This window comes from Rheinheimera sp. UJ63, from assembly GCF_021568285.1.
In the GTDB taxonomy this organism is placed as follows: domain Bacteria; phylum Pseudomonadota; class Gammaproteobacteria; order Enterobacterales; family Alteromonadaceae; genus Alishewanella; species Alishewanella maricola.
In genome coordinates, this window is record NZ_JAKGTQ010000001.1 from 1325366 (window position 1) to 1343719 (window position 18354).

The following is an 18354-nucleotide window of genomic DNA, read 5'->3' on the forward strand; positions in this document are numbered from 1 at the left end:
TAAATCGTGCTAAGCACAAACATACTAAACTATAGACAGTATTGACTGACTAAGTTTTCATCTGGAGTTGTACAGTGAAACGCCTGATCTTTATATTAAGTTGTACTTTTTTTTCTACAATGGCTGTCAGTAATGCTGAACAGATTGAACAGCAACGTGAGTTATTTGTGCAAGCCGAGCGCCAAATGGGTTCCGCATCTCTTAGGCAAGTTGAAGCGTGGCTAGAAGAATTAAAAGATTATCCGTTACAACCCTATCTGCAACAACGCTACTTACAGCGGCGTTTGAATGCTCACACTGATATTGAAAGCTTTTTGCAGCAACATAAAGGCTCTCCGCTAGATTGGCCGTTGCGCCGGCCCTTTTTACAAAGCTTAGCGAAAGCAAAGCAATCTGAACGGTTTTTAACGAACTTTCCGGGTAGTTCAGACGCTGAGCTAAATTGCACGGCGTTGGAGCAGCGTTTGCGGATCAAGCCGGTTGATAAGCAGCAAGTCTGGCAGGAAGTACAAGCGTTATGGACCGTAGGGAAATCACAACCTAAAGACTGCGATGGCCTATTTAAACAATGGCGCCAGGTTAATCCGCTGCAAGCCGATACGGTGTTGCGACGTATTCAATTGTCTGCAGAAGGCGGCGATGCGAGCTTAATTCGTTATTTAAAAACCTTGTTACCGGCTAATCAGCAATATTTAGCGGACATGTGGCTACAAGTGAGAAAGGACCCTAGTGTCATGACGAAAGGTCGTTTCTTTCCTGGTAAACATGTGGTTGAACGCGACATTTTGGCTTACGGTTTAAAACGCCTAATTTGGCGCTCACCCGATCAGGCCTTAAAAATGTGGCAGCGTTTTGTTAATGACCCTTATTTTACCGCTGCTCAGCGCGTTGATGTGCAGCGTCAATTTGCTATTGCCTTAGCCAGTAAAGGGGATAGTCGCGCCGATGAGTGGATGGGGCAGTTACCCCCCGAGTTATTGGATAGCAGCTTAGCGCAATGGCAAGTGGGCCATGCGTTACGAGAGCTAAACTGGCCGAAAGTGCAAAAAGTCATTGAGCAGTTCCCTGCAGAGCTCGCGGCAGATATCAATTGGCGCTATTGGTTAGCTCGTGCTTTTGAAGAGCAAGGGCAGCAAGCAAAGGCCGATCCCATTTTCCGTGAGCTGGCTTTGCGTCGACACTTTTATGGCTTTATGTCGGCAGCTAAGTTGGGGCTGCCGCCGAGTTTAGCGCACACTCCGGTGCCGGTATCTGCTGAAGAGTTGTTATTAGTGCAGCAACACCCTGCGGTGCAACGCGCCATTGAATGGCTGGCACTTGGCCGAATGACCGAAGCGCGACGGGAATGGAATTTCTTACAGCGCTCAGTGACTGAATCGCAAAAGTTAGCCGCGGCTAAGCTAGCCGGTCAAATGGAGTGGCATGAACGCGCCATTTTTACGCTGGCGGATGCCGGTTATTGGGACGATGTAGAATTACGTTTTCCACTGGCTTATAAAGATGAAATTCAACGCTCGGCGAAAGGCGCAAAAGTAGATTCTGGTTGGGCTATGGCAATAGCCCGGCGCGAAAGCTCATTTATGGCTGATGCTAATTCTCCGGTGGGTGCGCGAGGTTTAATGCAAATTATGCCCGCTACCGCTAATGATATTGCAAAAAAACGCGTGCAAATAGCGCAACTCTATAACCCCACCACCAATATCGATTATGGTACCGATTACCTTAACTATTTGATGAAGCGTAACGATGGCAATTTAATTATGGCCACCGCGGCTTACAATGCGGGTTACAGTCGTGTTCGGCAATGGATCCCGAAAGACCACGCTTTGCCCGTTGATGTATGGGTAGAAACGATCCCTTATCGCGAAACGCGAGAGTATGTAAAAGCAGTGATGGCGTATTATCAGATTTACAATATTCGCTTAAATGAACCCATTGATGTGTTTCAACCGCTGGTTGCGATGCAGATTGGGGCGAAGAGTAAATGATGTTATTATCCAAAGCCCTTAACAGCAACCAGTAAGGTGTTTATGAACTCAACATATCAGCAACTTTACCCAGAGCATCTTGCAGAACTGCAGTTGCGTACCCGCAATGTGCTGGCTCGTGAGAATCTCGACGCGCTCGTGATTCATTCAGGTCAAGCAAAGCGCAAGTTCTTAGATGATATGGATTATCCGTTTAAAGCCAATCCACATTTTAAAGCGTGGTTACCGGTAGTCGATAATCCGCATTGCTGGTTAATAGTTGATGGTGTAAATAAACCCAAACTGATTTTTTATCGGCCAAAAGATTTTTGGCACAAAGTGCCTGACGCACCAAGTGATTTTTGGGCTGAACACTTTGATATTCAGTTGCTTGAAAAAGCTAATATGGTTGAAAAGCTGTTGCCTTATGATAAAGCACGCGTGGCGTATTTAGGTGAGTATCTTGAAGTCGCTAAAGCCTTAGGCTTTACCCACATCAACCCTGAGCCAGTGATGAACTACCTGCATTTTTACCGGGCGTATAAAACCGCTTATGAGCATGCCTGTATGCGCAATGCCAACCGTATGGCCGTGACCGGGCATCGAGCGGCAGCCGCGGCCTTTTATGCCGGTGGCAGTGAGTTTGATATTCAGCTCGCTTACTTAGCGGCTGTTGGCCAAACTGAAAATGAAGTGCCTTATGGCAATATCATTGGTTTAAATGAACATGCCGCTATCTTGCACTACACTGCTTTAGAGCGGAAAAAACCTGCGCAGCATCATTCCTTTTTAATTGATGCGGGTGCCGAGTTTCATGGTTATGCGGCTGACATTACCCGTACCTACAGCTTCGATCCGAAAGATGAATTCTCTACACTGATCCAAGCGGTGCAAAACGTGCATTTGCAGGTAGTGGATGCGATTAAACCGGGTAACAAATACACGGATTTACAGTTTTTAACTCATCGCTTGTTAGCACAAGTGCTGATCGATTTTGATTTTGTCCGCAGCAGTGTCGATACTATTGTGGATACCGGTATCAGTAGCACCTTTTTCCCGCACGGCGTGGGCCATCACCTCGGTTTGCAAGTGCATGATGTCGGTGGTTTTATGGCCGATGAACGTGGCACTCATGTGGCTTCACCAGAACAACATCCGTTCTTACGTTGTACACGGCTGATTGAACCGTCAATGGTATTTACTATTGAACCAGGCTTATACTTTATCGATAGTCTGTTAGCCGACTGGCAAGACAAAGCCGAGAATAAGCTGTTTAATTGGCAAAAAATTGATGCTTTCCGCCAGTTTGGTGGTATTCGTATCGAAGATAACATTATTGTGCACCGTGAGCGCAATGAGAATATGACTCGCGAGTTGCAACTGCCATAAGCGGTCGCTGAAAAGGACATTATGCAATATCGTTCGATTATCCGTATCTTGGGGATGCTGATTGCTATCTTCAGTATCACCATGGTGCCGCCGGCGATGGTGGCGTTCTGGTATAAAGATGGTGCGGGTTTACCCTTCATTTTGTCCTTTTTAATGTGTGTTGCCATCGGTTTTATGACCTGGTATCCGAATCGCAAATACCGTCGCGAACTTAAAGTACGTGACGGTTTTTTAATTGTGGTATTGTTTTGGATTGTGCTCGGTGCGGTGGGCGGTATTCCGTTAGTTCTGGCTGAATATCCGAATTTGAATCTCGCTTCCGCGATGTTTGAAGCCTTTTCTGGCTTAACCACGACCGGCGCCACAGTGCTAACCGGCATTGAGTTGTTACCCAAGGCCATTCTTTATTATCGCCAGCAATTGCAATGGCTAGGCGGTATGGGGATTATCGTTTTAGCAGTAGCCATTTTGCCACTGCTCGGTGTGGGCGGGATGCAGTTGTTTCGTGCTGAAACCCCCGGGCCGGTTAAAGATAACAAAATGACACCGCGTATTGCTGATACCGCAAAGCACCTCTGGTATATCTATTTAGCCTTAACCATTACTTGTGCCTTAGCTTTTTATTTAGCCGGTATGTCGGCGTTCGACGCCATCTGTCATGCGTTTTCAACGGTCGCTATTGGTGGCTTTTCTACTTATGACGCCAGTATGGGCCATTTTAACAGTCCGTTGATCAATCTGATCTGTGTGTTCTTTTTGTTTATTAGTGCGGTAAATTTCACCCTACATTTTGCTGTCGTGCGCGGCAAAAATTTAAAAACCTATTTTGGCGATCCAGAATTTAATACCTTTTTTGGGATTCAAGTGGCCTTAATTGTCATTTGTTTCTTAGTGTTGCTGCACACCAGTGTCTATCCCGATAAGCTCACCGCACTAAATCATGCCGTATTTCAAGCTGTGTCTATCTCCACTACCGCCGGTTTTGCTACGGATGGCTTTTCAACCTGGCCATTGTTTTTGCCTATTTTGCTAATATTTTCAAGTTTTATTGGCGGCTGTGCTGGCTCGACCGGTGGCGGCATGAAAGTTGTGCGAGTGCTGTTGTTGTTTAAACAGGGCGCGCGTGAGCTCAATCGCTTGGTGCATCCACGCGCGGTATATGCCATTAAGTTAGGTCGTCGCGCTGTAGAAGACCGTATTGTGCAAGCGGTATGGGGCTTCTTTGCGGCTTATGCATTAGTGTTTGTGGTGATTATGCTGGCGTTGATTTTTACTGGCTTAGATAATATTACGGCGTTTTCAGCAACCGCGGCTTGTTTAAATAATCTGGGGCCGGGTCTGGGCGAAGTGGCCGCTCACTTCGGTAATATCCCCGATGCCAGTAAATGGATTTTGATTGTGGCTATGGTGTTCGGTCGCTTGGAGATTTTCACCTTGCTGGTGCTATTTACCCCTGCCTTTTGGAAAGACTAAGCTTAGAATGCTAGATAAAAATCGCACTGACTTGGAACAGCTTTTCGACTTCCACAATGTGTTTTTTATCGACCATAAATAAGATAACGTGATCATCAGTATTGATGCGCGTATTATCATGGGCAATCATGACTTCATCGCCTCGGACGATGGCGCCGATAGTGGTGCCTGGCGGCAGTTTTATTTCGCCAATGGTTTTACCTACCACCTTGCTGGTGCTACTGTCACCATGCGCGATGGCTTCAATGGCTTCAGCCGCGCCACGGCGCAGTGAATACACATTGACAATGTCACCGCGGCGAATATGCGTCAATAATGCTGAGATAGTGGCTTGTTGCGGCGACACCGCAATATCCACTTCGCCACCTTGCAATAAATCAACATAGGCACTGCGCTTAATTAGCACCATGGTCTTTTGTGCGCCCATGCGCTTTGCCAACATGGCCGACATGATGTTGGCTTCGTCATCGTTCGTTACTGCAATAAAAACATCGATTTGCTCAATGTTTTCTTCTTCTAACAATTCAGGATCGGAAGCATCGCCGACATAGACAACAGTGTTATCTAAGCCACTGGATAAGAATTCAGCCCGCTCTTTACTGCGCTCAATTAATTTTACACTATGGGTTTTTTCTAATGCGCGGGCTAAACCAAATCCGACGTTACCACCACCGGCAATCATGATCCGTCGATAGCTACGTTCTAACTTTTGCAGTTCGCTCATTACCGCGCGAATGTGTTTAGTGGCTGCGACAAAGAACACTTCATCGTCGGCTTCAATAATGGTGGTGCCCAGCGGCTTTATCGCATTACCACGGCGATAAATGGCGGCCACACGGGTTTCGATATGTGGCATGTGTTCTTTCAGCGCCGATAACGCATGGCCCACTAATAAGCCACCGTAATAGGCTTTCACCGCAACTAAACTGACTTTACCTTCAGCAAATTCAACGACCTGTAGTGCACCGGGGTAATCAATTAGCCGGCGAATATAATTGGTCACCAAGGCTTCCGGCGCAATAAAGTGGTCAACAGGCATATCGTCTTTGTGGAACAGCTCATCGCGGTACTTTAAATACTGATTGGTGCGAATACGGGCAATTTTCAGCGGCGTATTAAACATGCTGTAGGCCACCTGACAGGCCACAATGTTAACTTCATCCGAGTTGGTCACGGCAACAACCATGTCGGCATCTTCGGCGCCGGCTTTGCGCAAAATATCAGGATGTGAGCCATGACCAAACACCACCTGCAGGTCAAAACGATCTTGCAATGAGCGCAGTTTATCCAGATTGGTATCAACAATCGTAATATCATTCTGTTCACCGACCAGATTTTCTGCCAGTGTTGCGCCAACTTGTCCTGCCCCTAGGATGATGATTTTCATAGTCTGTCTCAGTTCGGCGTTGCTTTGTGCAACAAGGCAAAGAAGAAGCCATCCATGTCGGCTGCACCCGGTAAGATTTGCCAACAAGCTTCGGTACCTGCTTGAGTGATAGGCACTAGGCTTGCATCGGCTTGGTGTGCCAAAAATTGCGTGATTTGTTGCAGGTTCTCGGCCGGTAACACACTACAGGTTGCATAAAGTAAGGTGCCGCCAGGTTTTAATAGCTGCCAAGCTTGTTGCAAAATGTCGGTTTGTAAGCTGGCTAAATTAGCGATATCAGCTTTTTTACGTAACCAGCGAATATCAGGATGGCGCCGGATCACACCGGTGGCTGAACAGGGTACATCTAATAAAATGCGATCAAACAGGTCACCTTGCCACCAGCGTGCAGTATCAAGCACATCGGCAGCAACGACGCGAGCCTCTAATTGTAGCCGTGCTAAGTTTGCATGCACGCGCTCTAGTCGCTTTTCATCACGATCCAGTGCGGTTAAATGCAGGTCAGTGGTCTGTTCCAAAATATGGCACGTTTTGCCACCGGGCGCGCAGCATGCATCTAGCACTTGCTCGCCGGGTTGTGCATTCAGTAATAAAGCGGCATGTTGCGCTGCGGCATCTTGCACAGAGAACCAGCCTTGCTGATAGCCCGGTAAGCTGGTGATATCGCAAGCCTGTTGTAGTTTGATCGCAACCGGTAAATAGCTAAAGGGTTGGGTATAAGCAATATCTTCAGCCGTTAGCGCAGCACAAAATTGCGTTGGGCTAATTTGTTGCTGATTAACGCGCAGCCATAACGGCGCTTTTTGTTGGTTGGCTACCAGGATATCAGACCAATCTGCGGGGTATGCTTGTTGCAAAGCGCTGATTAGCCAGCCGGGGTGGTTAAATTTCACGGCATCAGGCGCATGACTAAAATCAAATAGTGCCGGTTGACGTTGCACACTGCGTAACACCGCGTTAATCAGTTTTGTTAGGCTTTGGCCTTTTAAACTTCGTGCGGCTTCAACCGTTTCGCTGATGGCGGCATGATCAGGAATGCGCATAAACTTTAACTGATAAATGCCTACATACAACAAGAACTGCAACGGCCGCAGTTGTTTCACCAACGGTTTGCTCATCAGTTGTTGGCAAACGGTTTCCAGTTGCGGTAAGTAACGCATGACCCCAAAGCAAATTTCTTGTAGCAAAGCTTTGTCTGCAGGCAAATCTAATTTAAGTTGTGCCCGAGGTAAGGCGTCCGATAAAGACTTACCTTGGTCAATCACTTGATAACAAGTATCGGCGGCGAGTGCGCGAAGTTGGGCGCTCATAATTGCTGACCCACAGGTAACCAGTCACTGCGGCCATTTAAAAAATCAGCCGCTGACATAGGTTTTTTACCGGGGGGCTGCAGTTGCGTAATCACTAAAGACCCTTGCTGGCAGCTGATATAAATACCGGTTTTATCTGCCCTAATAACGGTGCCAATAGTTTGTTCGTCACTCGGTACAACATGTGCTTGCCAAACTTTGACCGCACCTTGGGGTAGCTCAAGATAGCTGACTGGCCACGGGTTAAAAGCTCGCACTTCACGCTCTAGCGCATCGGCATTCTTATTAAAATCAAGACGGGCTTCTTCTTTGGATAGTTTTTGTGCATAACTGGCTGCAGCGTCTTGTTGGGCTTCGGCTTGTTGTTGCAACTGTGGTAGTTGTGTCAGTGCAGTGAGCAACGCTTGTGGCCCCAACTCTGCCAATTTGCCATACAAAGTGGCACTGGTGTCGGTTGAAGTAATTGAGATCGCGGCTTTACTGAGCATCGCCCCGGTGTCTAACCCTTCGTCCATTTGCATAATGGTGACGCCCGTTTGCTGATCGCCAGCCCAGAGCGCGCGTTGAATAGGTGCTGCGCCACGCCAGCGCGGTAACAACGAACCGTGCACATTGATACAACCCAAGCGCGGCGTGTCTAGCACTACCTTGGGTAAAATTAAGCCATAGGCAACGACAATCATCAAATCGGCGTCTAAGGCGGCTAATTCTTGCTGCGCAGCCGCTTTTTTGAGTGATTTAGGTTGATATACCGGGATCTGCTGGCGCTCAGCTAATTGTTTCACTGGGCTCGGTTGTAGTTTTTGACCACGGCCAGCCGGTCGGTCTGGCTGGGTGTAAACCGCCACAATCTGATGTTCGCTTGCTAACAACGCCTGTAAGTGGCAGGCGGCGAAATCCGGTGTACCGGCAAAAATAATTCGAAGAGGTTGGGTCACAGTTTTTCCTGTTTACAGCGCGTGGCGTTCAGCCAGTTTGGCTTCTTTTTCTAGCTTTTTGCGGATACGCTCGCGTTTTAAAGGCGACAGATAATCAATAAACAGCTTGCCAATTAAATGGTCTAGTTCATGCTGTAAACAAATGGCGAGTAGGCCATCGGCTTGCAGTTCGAAACTATTGCCATCAATATCCTGAGCTTTTAAGGTAATATTTTTGGCTCGCTTCACTGACGCGTAGTTTTGCGGCACAGATAAGCAGCCTTCTTCATAGCTGGTTTCGCCATCGTGTGCGATAATCTCAGGGTTAATAAACACCATGGGTTCACTGCGATCTTCCGAGTGATCTAACACGACGATGCGTAAATGCTGATTAACTTGGGTCGCCGCTAAGCCGATACCATTTTCATCATACATGGTGTCGAGCATATCGGTAACTAACTGCCGAATTTCCGGCGTAATAGTGGTGACCGGTTTGGCAATAGTGCGCAAACGATCGTCTGGGTAATGTAATACTTTTAAAACAGCCATAACACCTACAAAAATATGCTTTAATTAAATCACTGTGGTATGTTTTAATTTTAGCCATTATTGCGCTGCAATAACAGCTTAGTATGTAATAATTACAAAACAGTATAGTTTTAAAGGAAGCTGGCATGCTGAAAAAAATAACACTGATAATAGCGGCCTCAATATGTTGGTTTTCAGCTAGTGTGTTAGCAGATGTATTAAAGTTGCGCGACAACGCACCGATGACCTACGTGGTTAAAGCGGGGGACACGTTATGGGATATTTCTGGTTTATATCTCAATGAGCCTTGGTTGTGGCCGCAATTATGGCAAATGAACCCACAAGTTGATAACCCACACTTAATTTATCCTGGTGATATTTTAACGTTAACCTTTGATAGTGAAGGTCGCCCGGTATTGGCCGTGAATAAGCGGGCGGTGCGTTTAACACCACAAACCCGTACTACGCATAAAAATCCGGATGCGATAGCCACCTTACCCTTGGGTATCATACGTCCTTTTTTAACCTATGATCAGGCCTTATCACAAGCTGAGATCGATGCTTTACCTTACATCTTAGGGAGCAATCGCGCCTCTAAAAGTGCCGCTGAAACACAGACGTTATATGTGAATAATGAGCTACTGCAAGGTGCAGCTTATGCAGTATATCGTCAAGGCCGGGCTTATGTTGATCCGGATACCGGTGAAACACTGGGTCATGAAACACGCTTAATTGCCACCACCCGAGTTATTCGGGGCGGCAGTGCCGCGACAGAAAGTAGCGCTTTCGAGCCCGCCGCTATGCAGGTACTGAATATTACCCGTGAAATTCGCCAAGGCGACAAGGTGATCCCGGCCTACGAATCGCAATCATTGCCGGTACACTTTTTGATGACGCAGCCAAGTACACCGATCGAAGGTCGCATTATTGCCGCGTCGTCCGATTTACGTGAAATGGCTAAAATGGATGTGGTTATTCTTAACCGCGGTGAGCAGGAATTAAAAGCCGGTCACATGCTGGGTATTTATCGGCAATCACCGACCGTGGTTGACGGTCGCAATGGCCCTGTTTACCTTGAAGATGCGACCAAGCTGCAAAAACTGATGCGTGATGTTGGTGGTGAAGCCATTGAAATGCCGAAAGAGAAAGTCGGTGAAATGATGGTCTTTAAAACCGCAGAAAAAGTCAGCTTTGCAATTGTCACGCAAACCATTGCTCCGGTTCGCGTTGGAGATAGTATCGGCAACCTATAAGGTAAACTGTCGGGAGCTATGATGTTATGGAAGCATTACATACATGGCTTGCGTTAGCGAGTGTGCATGGTTTAGACGGCCAGCGCTGTCGCCAGCTAAACGAGCATATTGGTTTGGCAGAGTTATTGGCTTTGCCGGCCAGCACCTTACAACAGCTGGGCCTGACTAAAAAGCAGGCCCAATTGCTTTGTTATGAGAGCGCGTCTTGGGTTGAGCAAGCGCTGAGCTGGCAGGCCGAAACGGCTGATCAGCATATTATTCCTTTTGACCATCCGTTTTATCCTCCGTTATTAAAAGAAATTCCACATCCACCTGCCGTATTATTTGTTAAAGGCCAAGTAGAGTTATTATCGTCGGCACAAATTGCCATGGTAGGCAGTCGTGCGCCTACCCCTACCGGCAGAGCGGTTGCTCGACAACTGGCGGCTGAGTTAACTGAACAAGGTATGGTCATCACTTCAGGTATGGCGAAAGGGATCGACAGTGAAAGTCATTTAGGTGCTTTAAACGCTGGTGGGAAAACAGTAGCCGTATTAGGGCATGGGCTGCGACAAGTTTATCCTAGTTGTAATCGTCATTTAGCTACACGTATTGTGCAAGCGGGTGCTCTTGTTTCTGAATATTTTCCAGATGTGCGTGCCCGAGCTGAGTTTTTCCCGCAACGAAATCGCATTGTTGTTGGTCTAAGTACGGGTACTGTTGTTGTTGAAGCCGCATTAAAGAGTGGTTCGTTAATTAGTGCGAATCTTGCTGCGGATTATAATCGTGAAGTGTTTGCTGTACCGGGCAGTTTTCATAATGCGCAAGCAGCAGGCTGTCATTACCTGATCCAACAAGGCGCTAAACTTGTCAGTTGTGTGGCCGATATACTAGAAGAGCGAACGGTTTTTGCTGATAACGGTTTAGCTGCTGTTCCAGAAATAAATGTCACGCTAGACTTGTGCAGTCAGCAGTTGTTCGATAACGTAGGAGATAGTCCCATACCAGCCGATGTGCTGGCAGAGCGGGCCAACATGTCAGTGGCAGACGTATCCATTACCTTACTTGAGCTTGAATTAGCCGGTAAGGTTGCAGTAGTTCCCGGTGGTTACATTAGATTGAGGAGTACCTGATTATGTTTGATATCCTCGTTTATCTGTTTGAAAATTATATACATAACGAAGCTGATATTTATGTAAATCATGCCGATCTGACCAAAGAGCTCAGTAAAGCCGGGTTTCATGATGATGATATATTTCGTGCCTTAAAATGGTTAGATCGATTATCTGCCTTGCAAGAGAATCAAACTAAACCTTATCTTTCCAAAGTAGCGAGCAACTCGACGCGGATTTTTACTGCAGACGAGTATCGGAAAATTGATACCCCAGGCCAAGGTTTTTTGATGTTTCTTGAGCAAGTTAACGTGCTGGATGCCACAACCCGCGAAATGGTTATTGATCGGGTTATGGACTTAGACAGTGCTAGTATCAGTTTGGATGATCTTAAGTGGGTTGTCTTAATGGTGCTGTTTAATGTGCCTGGTCGAGAAAGTGCGTATGCCCAAATGGAAGATTTAATTTTTGACGAAGTTGATGGGCCGCTACACTAGCGCGTAGAATGCACATTAATGCTGGCGAGTGGTTCGTCAGCATTATTCAACTTAGGCTGTTATGACCGATCCTTCACCGTTATTTTCTTTACCGCAACAAACCGAACACTGCCCACTGTGCCAACAGCCCTTACAGATCCGCTCAGGTAAAAATGGGGCTTTTTTAGGTTGCACGGGTTACCCAAGCTGCCATTATATTAAAGCATTACATCAGCATGAAACCAGCGTAGTTAAGGTACTAGAGCAAGAACATTGTCCAGAATGTTCAAGTGCTTTGGCGGTGAAAAATGGTCGTTATGGTATGTTTATAGGCTGCACTAATTATCCTGCGTGTCATTTTATTGTCCATGAAGAACCGGTGACTACTGAGCAGCCAAATGTCAGTTGTCCTAAATGTCAGCAGGGGAGTTTAACCGAGCGGTTAAGTAAGTTTGGTAAAACGTTTTGGGGTTGTGATCGATATCCACAATGCAAGTTTATTGTTAACGACCAGCCAGTGGTTGGGATCTGTCAATACTGTGCCTTTCCATTATTATTGCAGAAGAAATCGGGGCAGGTCTGTGCCAGCAAAGCTTGCCAACAGAAACAAACTGCCCCGGATCCTAGCTTGGACTAAAGTTGATGTAACATCTGCTCTAGTTCAGGAAAAGCACTTGCCGGTAATTGATCAATCAATTTAGCAAATTGGGCTTTAAGTTCGGCGGTACTGTTGGCCGATAAATTGATATGACCCATCTTCCGACCCGCACGTTTAGTTTTGCCATACCAATGCAAACCCAGCGCAGGAATATTCAAAATTGCGCTGGGCACTTCATCTTCACCCAAGATATTGACCATCAGCGTTGGCCGCACCAAGGCGGTACTGCCTAACGGCAAACCACAGACTGCACGTAAATGATTGGCAAACTGACAGCAATCAGCACCTTGCTGTGTCCAGTGCCCCGAGTTGTGCACGCGTGGGGCGATTTCGTTCACCAGCAATTGGCCAGCCACATCAAAGAACTCAATTGCTAATACACCAACGTAATCGAGTTGTTCGGCAACGGCAGCAAACATCTGTTCGGCTTGGTGTTGCAGTGCGTGATCCACTGGACGTGCTAACGACACACTGAGTACACCGTTAACATGATGGTTTTCAGTCAGTGGATAAACTTTCACTTCACCTGTTATACTGCGAGCACCGACCAGCGATACTTCACGTTGAAAGCCAATGAATTGCTCCGCAACGATAGCTTGGCTGCTATCTGCCGCTAAAAAATCGGCCATTTGCTGCCATACGGTGGCAGTTTGCGCGGCCTCTTTTAAACGCCATTGGCCTTTGCCATCATAGCCTGCCAAGGCGCTTTTAAAGATAAGCGGTAAGCCTAAGCGACTCACCGCCTGTTCAAAATCGGCCTGGTTGTTGATCACCTGATAAGCGGCATTGGCAACACCAGCGCTGGCCAGTAAGGCTTTCTCTACCCGACGATCCCCTCCTGCACGAATAGCGCTGGCGCCCGGTAAAAATTTACCACTAGCTTGGCATTGCTCTAAGATAGCCAAGGGAATATGTTCAAACTCAGCAGTCACCACATCAGCAGTTTCAAGTGCTTGCGCTAAGCCGCTGCCTAATTGTTGCTGGGTTAACGGGTGCACTAGGGTGTCTGTATTGACATCATAGGCACTGATGGTGATGTTTAACGGTGCTCCAGCAAGCGCCATCATCCGAGCCAATTGGCCGGCACCTAACACTAATACTTTCATAGTGCGACCTGTGATGGATCCGGTTGGCTTAATACCGACTCGGTTTGAGCCGCGCGGAAAGTATCAATTTGGGCCAATAAACTGGCATCGCTGGTGGCTAAAATTTGCGCGGCTAACAAACCTGCATTGGCGGCACCCGCATCACCAATCGCCAGTGTGCCTACAGCAACACCTTTTGGCATTTGTACAATAGACAATAAAGAGTCGATACCCTTTAAAGCTTTTGACTGCACAGGAACACCTAAAACCGGCAAACTCGTAAAAGCGGCGGCCATACCCGGTAAGTGCGCAGCACCACCAGCACCGGCAATGATCACTTTCAAACCCCGTGCAGCCGCGCCAGTGGCGTAATCAGCCAGTAATTGTGGGGTGCGATGAGCCGAAACCACCTTGGTCTCATAGGCAATGCCAAAACGGTCAAGCATATCTGCCGCATGTTTCATGGTAGGCCAATCTGACGTTGAACCCATGATAATACCAACCTGCATAGTGGTTTCCTTGTGAACTTGATGAAGTCGAAGTTTGAAACGGTTATTATACCGCCCATCGTGTTACGAATAAAATGTTTAGTGGCTAGGTCGTCTGTCTGCGGCATGAATTAGGTGAAAAATGGCAACAATTGATACTGCAGTAGAACAATTAATGGCAGGCGAGGTGATAGCATATCCTACCGAAGCGGTTTATGGCCTTGGATGTGATCCGGATAATGAAGAGGCGGTGTTAAAACTGCTCGCGATTAAGCAGCGTCCCGTTGCAAAGGGCTTGATCTTGATTGCCGCGAACTACTCCCAGTTAGTGCCTTACATCCACGACAACGCTATTCCTATAGAGCGGCGTTTTCAAATATTTTCATGTTGGCCAGGTCATGTGAGTTGGGTTCTTCCCGCCAGTGCTAAGGCGCCGCGTTGGATAACAGGCAATTTTAATAGTATTGCGGTGCGTGTCAGTGCACATCCGGTAGTACAACAGTTATGTCAGGCGTATGGTAAACCTATTGTTTCCACCAGCGCTAATCTTGCAGGTGAAGCAGCCATTAATGATTATCAGCAATTATTAGCCAGTATTGGCTTACAAGTCGCTGCGGTGGTTGATGGCCCTTTAGGGGGGGCGACGCAACCTAGCCAAATACGTGATGCCATGACCGGCGAAATCATCAGGAGTTAATATGCCTCATCATTCTGAGCAACTTGCTCAAGTACAAGCCTTTTTAATGGCGTTACAAGATCAACTGTGCCAGCAACTTGCTGAGGCCGATGGTGGCGCGCAGTTTGTTGAAGATGCTTGGCAGCGACCAGAAGGCGGTGGTGGTCGCAGTCGAGTATTAACGGGTGGTCAAGTCTTTGAGCAAGCAGGTGTAAATTATTCACATGTGTTTGGTGCACAGATGCCTGCCTCTGCGACTGCGCATCGTCCTGAGTTAGCAGGGCGCAACTTTAATGCTTGCGGTGTATCTTTGGTGTTGCATCCTAACAATCCTTATGTGCCGACTACGCATGCCAATGTCCGGTTTTTTATTGCAGAAAAAGAAGGCGAGGAACCGGTATGGTGGTTTGGCGGCGGGTTTGATTTAACGCCTTACTATCCATTTGAAGAAGATGTTGTTCATTGGCATCAAACAGCTAAGGATGCTGTCGATCCTTTTGGTGCTGATTATTACCCTGCTTATAAGAAGTGGTGTGATGATTACTTCTATTTAAAACATCGTGGCGAAACCCGCGGCGTGGGTGGCTTATTTTTTGATGATTTAAATGTTTTAGGTTTTGAGCAAAGCTTTGCATTAATGCGTGCGGTAGGAGAAGCCTTTATCCCGGCTTATCTGCCCATTGTGGCTAAACGTAAAGCCTTGCCATATGCCGAGCGTGAGCGCCAATTTCAACTCTATCGGCGTGGCCGCTATGTAGAGTTTAATTTGGTTTATGATCGCGGCACTTTATTTGGTTTGCAAAGTGGCGGGCGTACCGAGTCAATCTTAATGTCGATGCCGCCTTTAGTTCGTTGGCAGTATGCTTATCAACCTGAAGCGGCTAGCCCAGAAGCGTTGTTGTATGAGCGTTATTTAAAGCCGCAAGATTGGTTGGGTTTGTTAGCTGCTAACTAGCAGTTGATCATATGTGACGCCAGTTGACCAATCGACTGGCGGATCCCTTCGCGTAACACTTTATCGCTGACCACTTCATTTAATGCCTGATTCATACAAAACATCCATTCTTCACGCATTTGCTCATTGACTTCAAAGGGTAAATGCCTGGCACGCAGCCGAGGGTGCCCATATTTTTGTTCAAATAAAGCTGGGCCGCCTAACCAACCAGACAAAAACTCAAAAAACTTCTGCCGAATACCATCTAAAGGTAAAGGATGCATGGCATAGAGGGCTTTCGCTTCAGGTGCCGTTTCCATAATGTCGTAAAAACGGTTGGCCAAGTGACGCACTGCCGTTTCGCCGCCCATTAATTGATAAGGTGTTTGCGTAGGAGTGGGATGCGTATTGCTATTTGTGTTACTTTTATTAAAAATCATCTGTATTAACTTCTTAAAAGGCATCATTGTGGACCGTTACGCAGTATTTGGTAATCCAATAGGGCACTCTAAATCCCCTTTTATTCACCAGCAATTTGCATTGCAAACGGCTGAACCCATCAGTTATGAGGCTATTCTAGCACCGGTAGAGGGTTTTGCCGACAGCTGGCAGCACTTCATTAATGCCGGTGGCAAGGGCGCAAATGTCACTATGCCGTTTAAAGAGCAAGCCTTTGCCTTAGCGCAAGTGCGTTCAGAGGGGGCGTTACAAGCGGGGGCGGTAAACACCTTATATTTTAACGATGCTGGCCAAATTGTTGGGGATAATACGGATGGTGTGGGCCTACTGCATGACTTGCAGCGATTAGGCGTGGCATTAGCGGAAGCTAAAGTGTTAATCATCGGCGCGGGCGGCGCAACTCGCGGCATAGTGGGGCCTTTATTAAAAGCAGGCGTAGGGCAAATTGTTATTGCTAATCGTACCCACGCCAAAGCTGAAGCAATTGCGGCAAATTTTAATGCCAAGGTAAGTGCAGCAGCGTTAACCGATATACCGATGTTACCTTATCAATTAATTATAAATGCAACTTCATCAGGTTTAACTGGGCAGCGACCTGAATTTAACAGCGTGCATTTAGCGAATTGCCAATGGGCTTATGACATGTTGTACGGTGCTTCACCCACTGCTTTTCTGGTATGGTGCCAGCAACAAGGTGTGCAAAATACTGCAGATGGTTTAGGCATGTTAGTGGGGCAAGCGGCCGCCGCGTTCGCTTTATTCCGTGGCAAGCAACCGGATATGGCGCCGGTACTGGCGCAGTTAAAGGCACAATTAGCGTTATGAACCAGCAATTAATTTTTAATAACGACTTTCACTATGCAGCGCCCAAACAAGCCATAGCCTTTAGTTGCTTAGTAAGTGGTTTAAAAGTGCAGTGTTATATCGCAATACCGGCAAAGCAAGATGCACAAGTCTTCCTCTCCCAAGTAATCGCTGATGCGTTTACTTGGGAAGATCTGACTGAAACCGCTATTGCCGAAGATACCTATATAGAGAGTGGTGAAATTTGGCTTTAACCTTCCGCCAAATACTCATTCTTTAATTGGACATAATTTAAAGCCGACTCGGTTAGAAAGCTTTTCTCATGATCATTTAATGGCCGAGCCGCTTTAGCGGGGCTACCCACATATAAATAGCCGCTTTGTAGTGTTTTACCTGGCGGCACTAAACTTCCCGCCCCGATAATCACATCATCTTCTACCATCACATCATCCATAACAATGGCACCCATGCCAACAAGTATGCGGTTGCCTAGGGTGCAACCATGTAGCATGACTTTATGTCCCACCGTGACATCTTCACCAATAATTAAGGGTGAGCCAGCGGGCTTGCCTTTGCTTGGGCGTGATAAATGTAAAACGGAACCATCTTGAATATTGCTTCTAGCACCAATCTTAATGAAGTTAACATCGCCCCTTGCCGCAACTAATGGCCAGATACTGACATCCTTAGCTAATTCAATATCGCCGACTAAAACACTCGATGCGTCTACATAAACGCCTTCAGCTAGTTTCGGTGCAATACCTTTATATGTTCTTAAAGTCATAAAACCCTCCTGTGAAGACTTATTATGCAGTAAATGTTGTAAAAATCTGCATTTCGTTGAAATTTTCTGCTAACGATCGAAAATGACAAAGTTTTTTAATTATAACGCTTGCAGGATATTTAAAAGGTCCTATAATGCGCGCCATGCCACGGGGGATGCGGCGAACGAGAGTTCAGCGAAACCTGAGGAGATAAAGCGAAGTTGCAAAAATCTTTAAAAAAGACGCTTGACAGCAGAGTTTAAATCACTAAAATGGCCGCCTCGCTTCAGGGTGCTGATGAAAGCCTCGAAAAGCGAAGTAAAGTAACAAGAGTCTAGTGTGATGATAACTTTTAAAAAAGAATTATCCTCACGCTTGACTTAAAATCTGGTAGGTGTAAAATTCGCCTCCCGCTTTGAAGTTCAAAGCACGCTCTTTAACAATTCGCAATCAATTATCTGTGTGGGCACTTATGATGATGTTCGTTAAAACGAAATAATCAGTATGAGTGACCAAGTTATAAAGATTTAGTCAGTAATGCTGAGCTGAGACTTTTGTCTCGAAAAAACTTTAATTGAAGAGTTTGATCATGGCTCAGATTGAACGCTGGCGGCAGGCCTAACACATGCAAGTCGAGCGGATGAGGGTAGCTTGCTACCTGATTTAGCGGCGGACGGGTGAGTAATGTATAGGGA

At 46.8% G+C, this 18354-nt stretch carries 19 protein-coding genes and 1 rRNA gene; 12 read left to right on the top strand and 8 right to left on the bottom strand.

Annotated elements, in window-relative coordinates:
• Positions 1-74: 74 nt before the first annotated feature.
• Genes L1N97_RS06020 through L1N97_RS06030 form a run of 3 tightly spaced genes read left to right on the top strand, consistent with a single transcriptional unit; the run spans position 75 to position 4829 of the window.
• Positions 75-1988 carry a transglycosylase SLT domain-containing protein gene (locus L1N97_RS06020; protein ID WP_236129144.1) on the top strand — a complete coding sequence of 638 codons (1914 nt, stop codon included), beginning with the start codon at positions 75-77 and terminating at the stop codon, positions 1986-1988.
• Between the two features lie 42 nt (positions 1989-2030).
• On the top strand, positions 2031-3356 hold the full coding sequence (gene pepQ, locus L1N97_RS06025) for a Xaa-Pro dipeptidase (RefSeq protein WP_236129145.1): 1326 nt from the start codon (positions 2031-2033) through the stop codon (positions 3354-3356).
• An 18-nt stretch (positions 3357-3374) separates the two neighbouring features.
• A complete protein-coding gene (locus L1N97_RS06030) occupies positions 3375-4829 on the top strand; it encodes a TrkH family potassium uptake protein (protein WP_442967218.1) in 1455 nt (484 codons plus the stop codon).
• Between the two features lie 10 nt (positions 4830-4839).
• Here L1N97_RS06030 and trkA read toward each other — a convergent pair whose 3' ends face one another.
• From trkA to def, 4 genes are read right to left on the bottom strand one after another with little or no spacing between them, the layout of a single operon-like run.
• On the bottom strand, positions 4840-6216 hold the full coding sequence (gene trkA, locus L1N97_RS06035; RefSeq protein WP_226750695.1) for a Trk system potassium transporter TrkA: 1377 nt from the start codon (positions 6214-6216) through the stop codon (positions 4840-4842).
• Between the two features lie 8 nt (positions 6217-6224).
• Positions 6225-7526: a 16S rRNA (cytosine(967)-C(5))-methyltransferase RsmB gene (gene rsmB / locus L1N97_RS06040; RefSeq protein ID WP_236129147.1), complete on the bottom strand. Its 1302-nt coding sequence runs from the start codon at positions 7524-7526 to the stop codon at positions 6225-6227.
• On the bottom strand, positions 7523-8464 hold the full coding sequence (gene fmt, locus L1N97_RS06045; RefSeq protein WP_236129148.1) for a methionyl-tRNA formyltransferase: 942 nt from the start codon (positions 8462-8464) through the stop codon (positions 7523-7525). Before fmt ends, rsmB begins: the two co-directional genes overlap by 4 nt.
• A gap of 12 nt (positions 8465-8476) precedes the next feature.
• Complete coding sequence (gene def / locus L1N97_RS06050; protein ID WP_236129149.1) at positions 8477-8992, bottom strand: peptide deformylase; 516 nt, start codon at positions 8990-8992, stop codon at positions 8477-8479.
• A gap of 125 nt (positions 8993-9117) precedes the next feature.
• Here def and L1N97_RS06055 point away from each other — a divergent pair, with 125 nt between their 5' ends.
• From L1N97_RS06055 to L1N97_RS06070, 4 genes are all read left to right on the top strand, one after another.
• Positions 9118-10224 (top strand): LysM peptidoglycan-binding domain-containing protein, encoded by a 1107-nt coding sequence (locus L1N97_RS06055; RefSeq protein WP_236129150.1) that lies wholly within the window; start codon positions 9118-9120, stop codon positions 10222-10224.
• Positions 10225-10250: 26 nt separating this feature from the next.
• Entirely contained in the window at positions 10251-11336 is a 1086-nt protein-coding gene (dprA, locus tag L1N97_RS06060; protein ID WP_236129151.1) for a DNA-processing protein DprA, read from the top strand.
• A gap of 2 nt (positions 11337-11338) precedes the next feature.
• Positions 11339-11812, top strand: a complete 474-nt coding sequence (locus tag L1N97_RS06065) for a DUF494 family protein (protein WP_229588406.1) — start codon at positions 11339-11341, stop codon at positions 11810-11812.
• Between the two features lie 61 nt (positions 11813-11873).
• On the top strand, positions 11874-12428 hold the full coding sequence (locus tag L1N97_RS06070) for a DNA topoisomerase family protein (protein ID WP_236129152.1): 555 nt from the start codon (positions 11874-11876) through the stop codon (positions 12426-12428).
• Here L1N97_RS06070 and L1N97_RS06075 read toward each other — a convergent pair.
• Positions 12425-13555 (bottom strand): 5-(carboxyamino)imidazole ribonucleotide synthase, encoded by a 1131-nt coding sequence (locus L1N97_RS06075; protein ID WP_236129153.1) that lies wholly within the window; start codon positions 13553-13555, stop codon positions 12425-12427. The genes L1N97_RS06070 and L1N97_RS06075 overlap by 4 nt on opposite strands.
• Entirely contained in the window at positions 13552-14043 is a 492-nt protein-coding gene (gene purE / locus L1N97_RS06080; protein WP_226750704.1) for a 5-(carboxyamino)imidazole ribonucleotide mutase, read from the bottom strand. Before purE ends, L1N97_RS06075 begins: the two co-directional genes overlap by 4 nt.
• A gap of 121 nt (positions 14044-14164) precedes the next feature.
• On the opposite strand from purE, the gene L1N97_RS06085 reads away from it, so the two are divergent.
• The gene (locus L1N97_RS06085) at positions 14165-14719 is read left to right on the top strand and encodes a Sua5/YciO/YrdC/YwlC family protein (RefSeq protein ID WP_236129154.1); all 555 of its coding nucleotides are present in this window, start codon (positions 14165-14167) and stop codon (positions 14717-14719) included.
• A 1-nt stretch (position 14720) separates the two neighbouring features.
• Positions 14721-15653, top strand: a complete 933-nt coding sequence (gene hemF, locus L1N97_RS06090; protein ID WP_236129155.1) for an oxygen-dependent coproporphyrinogen oxidase — start codon at positions 14721-14723, stop codon at positions 15651-15653.
• Here hemF and L1N97_RS06095 read toward each other — a convergent pair.
• Positions 15650-16072, bottom strand: coding sequence for a group II truncated hemoglobin (locus L1N97_RS06095; protein WP_236129156.1), 423 nt, complete (start codon positions 16070-16072; stop codon positions 15650-15652). The genes hemF and L1N97_RS06095 overlap by 4 nt on opposite strands.
• A gap of 28 nt (positions 16073-16100) precedes the next feature.
• Here L1N97_RS06095 and aroE point away from each other — a divergent pair, with 28 nt between their 5' ends.
• Both aroE and L1N97_RS06105 read left to right on the top strand, forming a co-directional pair.
• Positions 16101-16916, top strand: coding sequence for a shikimate dehydrogenase (gene aroE / locus L1N97_RS06100; RefSeq protein ID WP_236129157.1), 816 nt, complete (start codon positions 16101-16103; stop codon positions 16914-16916).
• Positions 16913-17149, top strand: a complete 237-nt coding sequence (locus tag L1N97_RS06105) for a DUF1488 family protein (protein WP_236129158.1) — start codon at positions 16913-16915, stop codon at positions 17147-17149. Before aroE ends, L1N97_RS06105 begins: the two co-directional genes overlap by 4 nt.
• On the opposite strand, the gene L1N97_RS06110 is transcribed toward L1N97_RS06105, so the two are convergent.
• Entirely contained in the window at positions 17146-17679 is a 534-nt protein-coding gene (locus L1N97_RS06110; RefSeq protein ID WP_226750710.1) for a gamma carbonic anhydrase family protein, read from the bottom strand. The genes L1N97_RS06105 and L1N97_RS06110 overlap by 4 nt on opposite strands.
• Before the next feature lie 551 nt (positions 17680-18230).
• Between L1N97_RS06110 and L1N97_RS06115 the strand changes: the two genes are divergently transcribed.
• Positions 18231-18354: ribosomal RNA gene (locus tag L1N97_RS06115) — 16S ribosomal RNA — on the top strand; the annotation flags it as partial.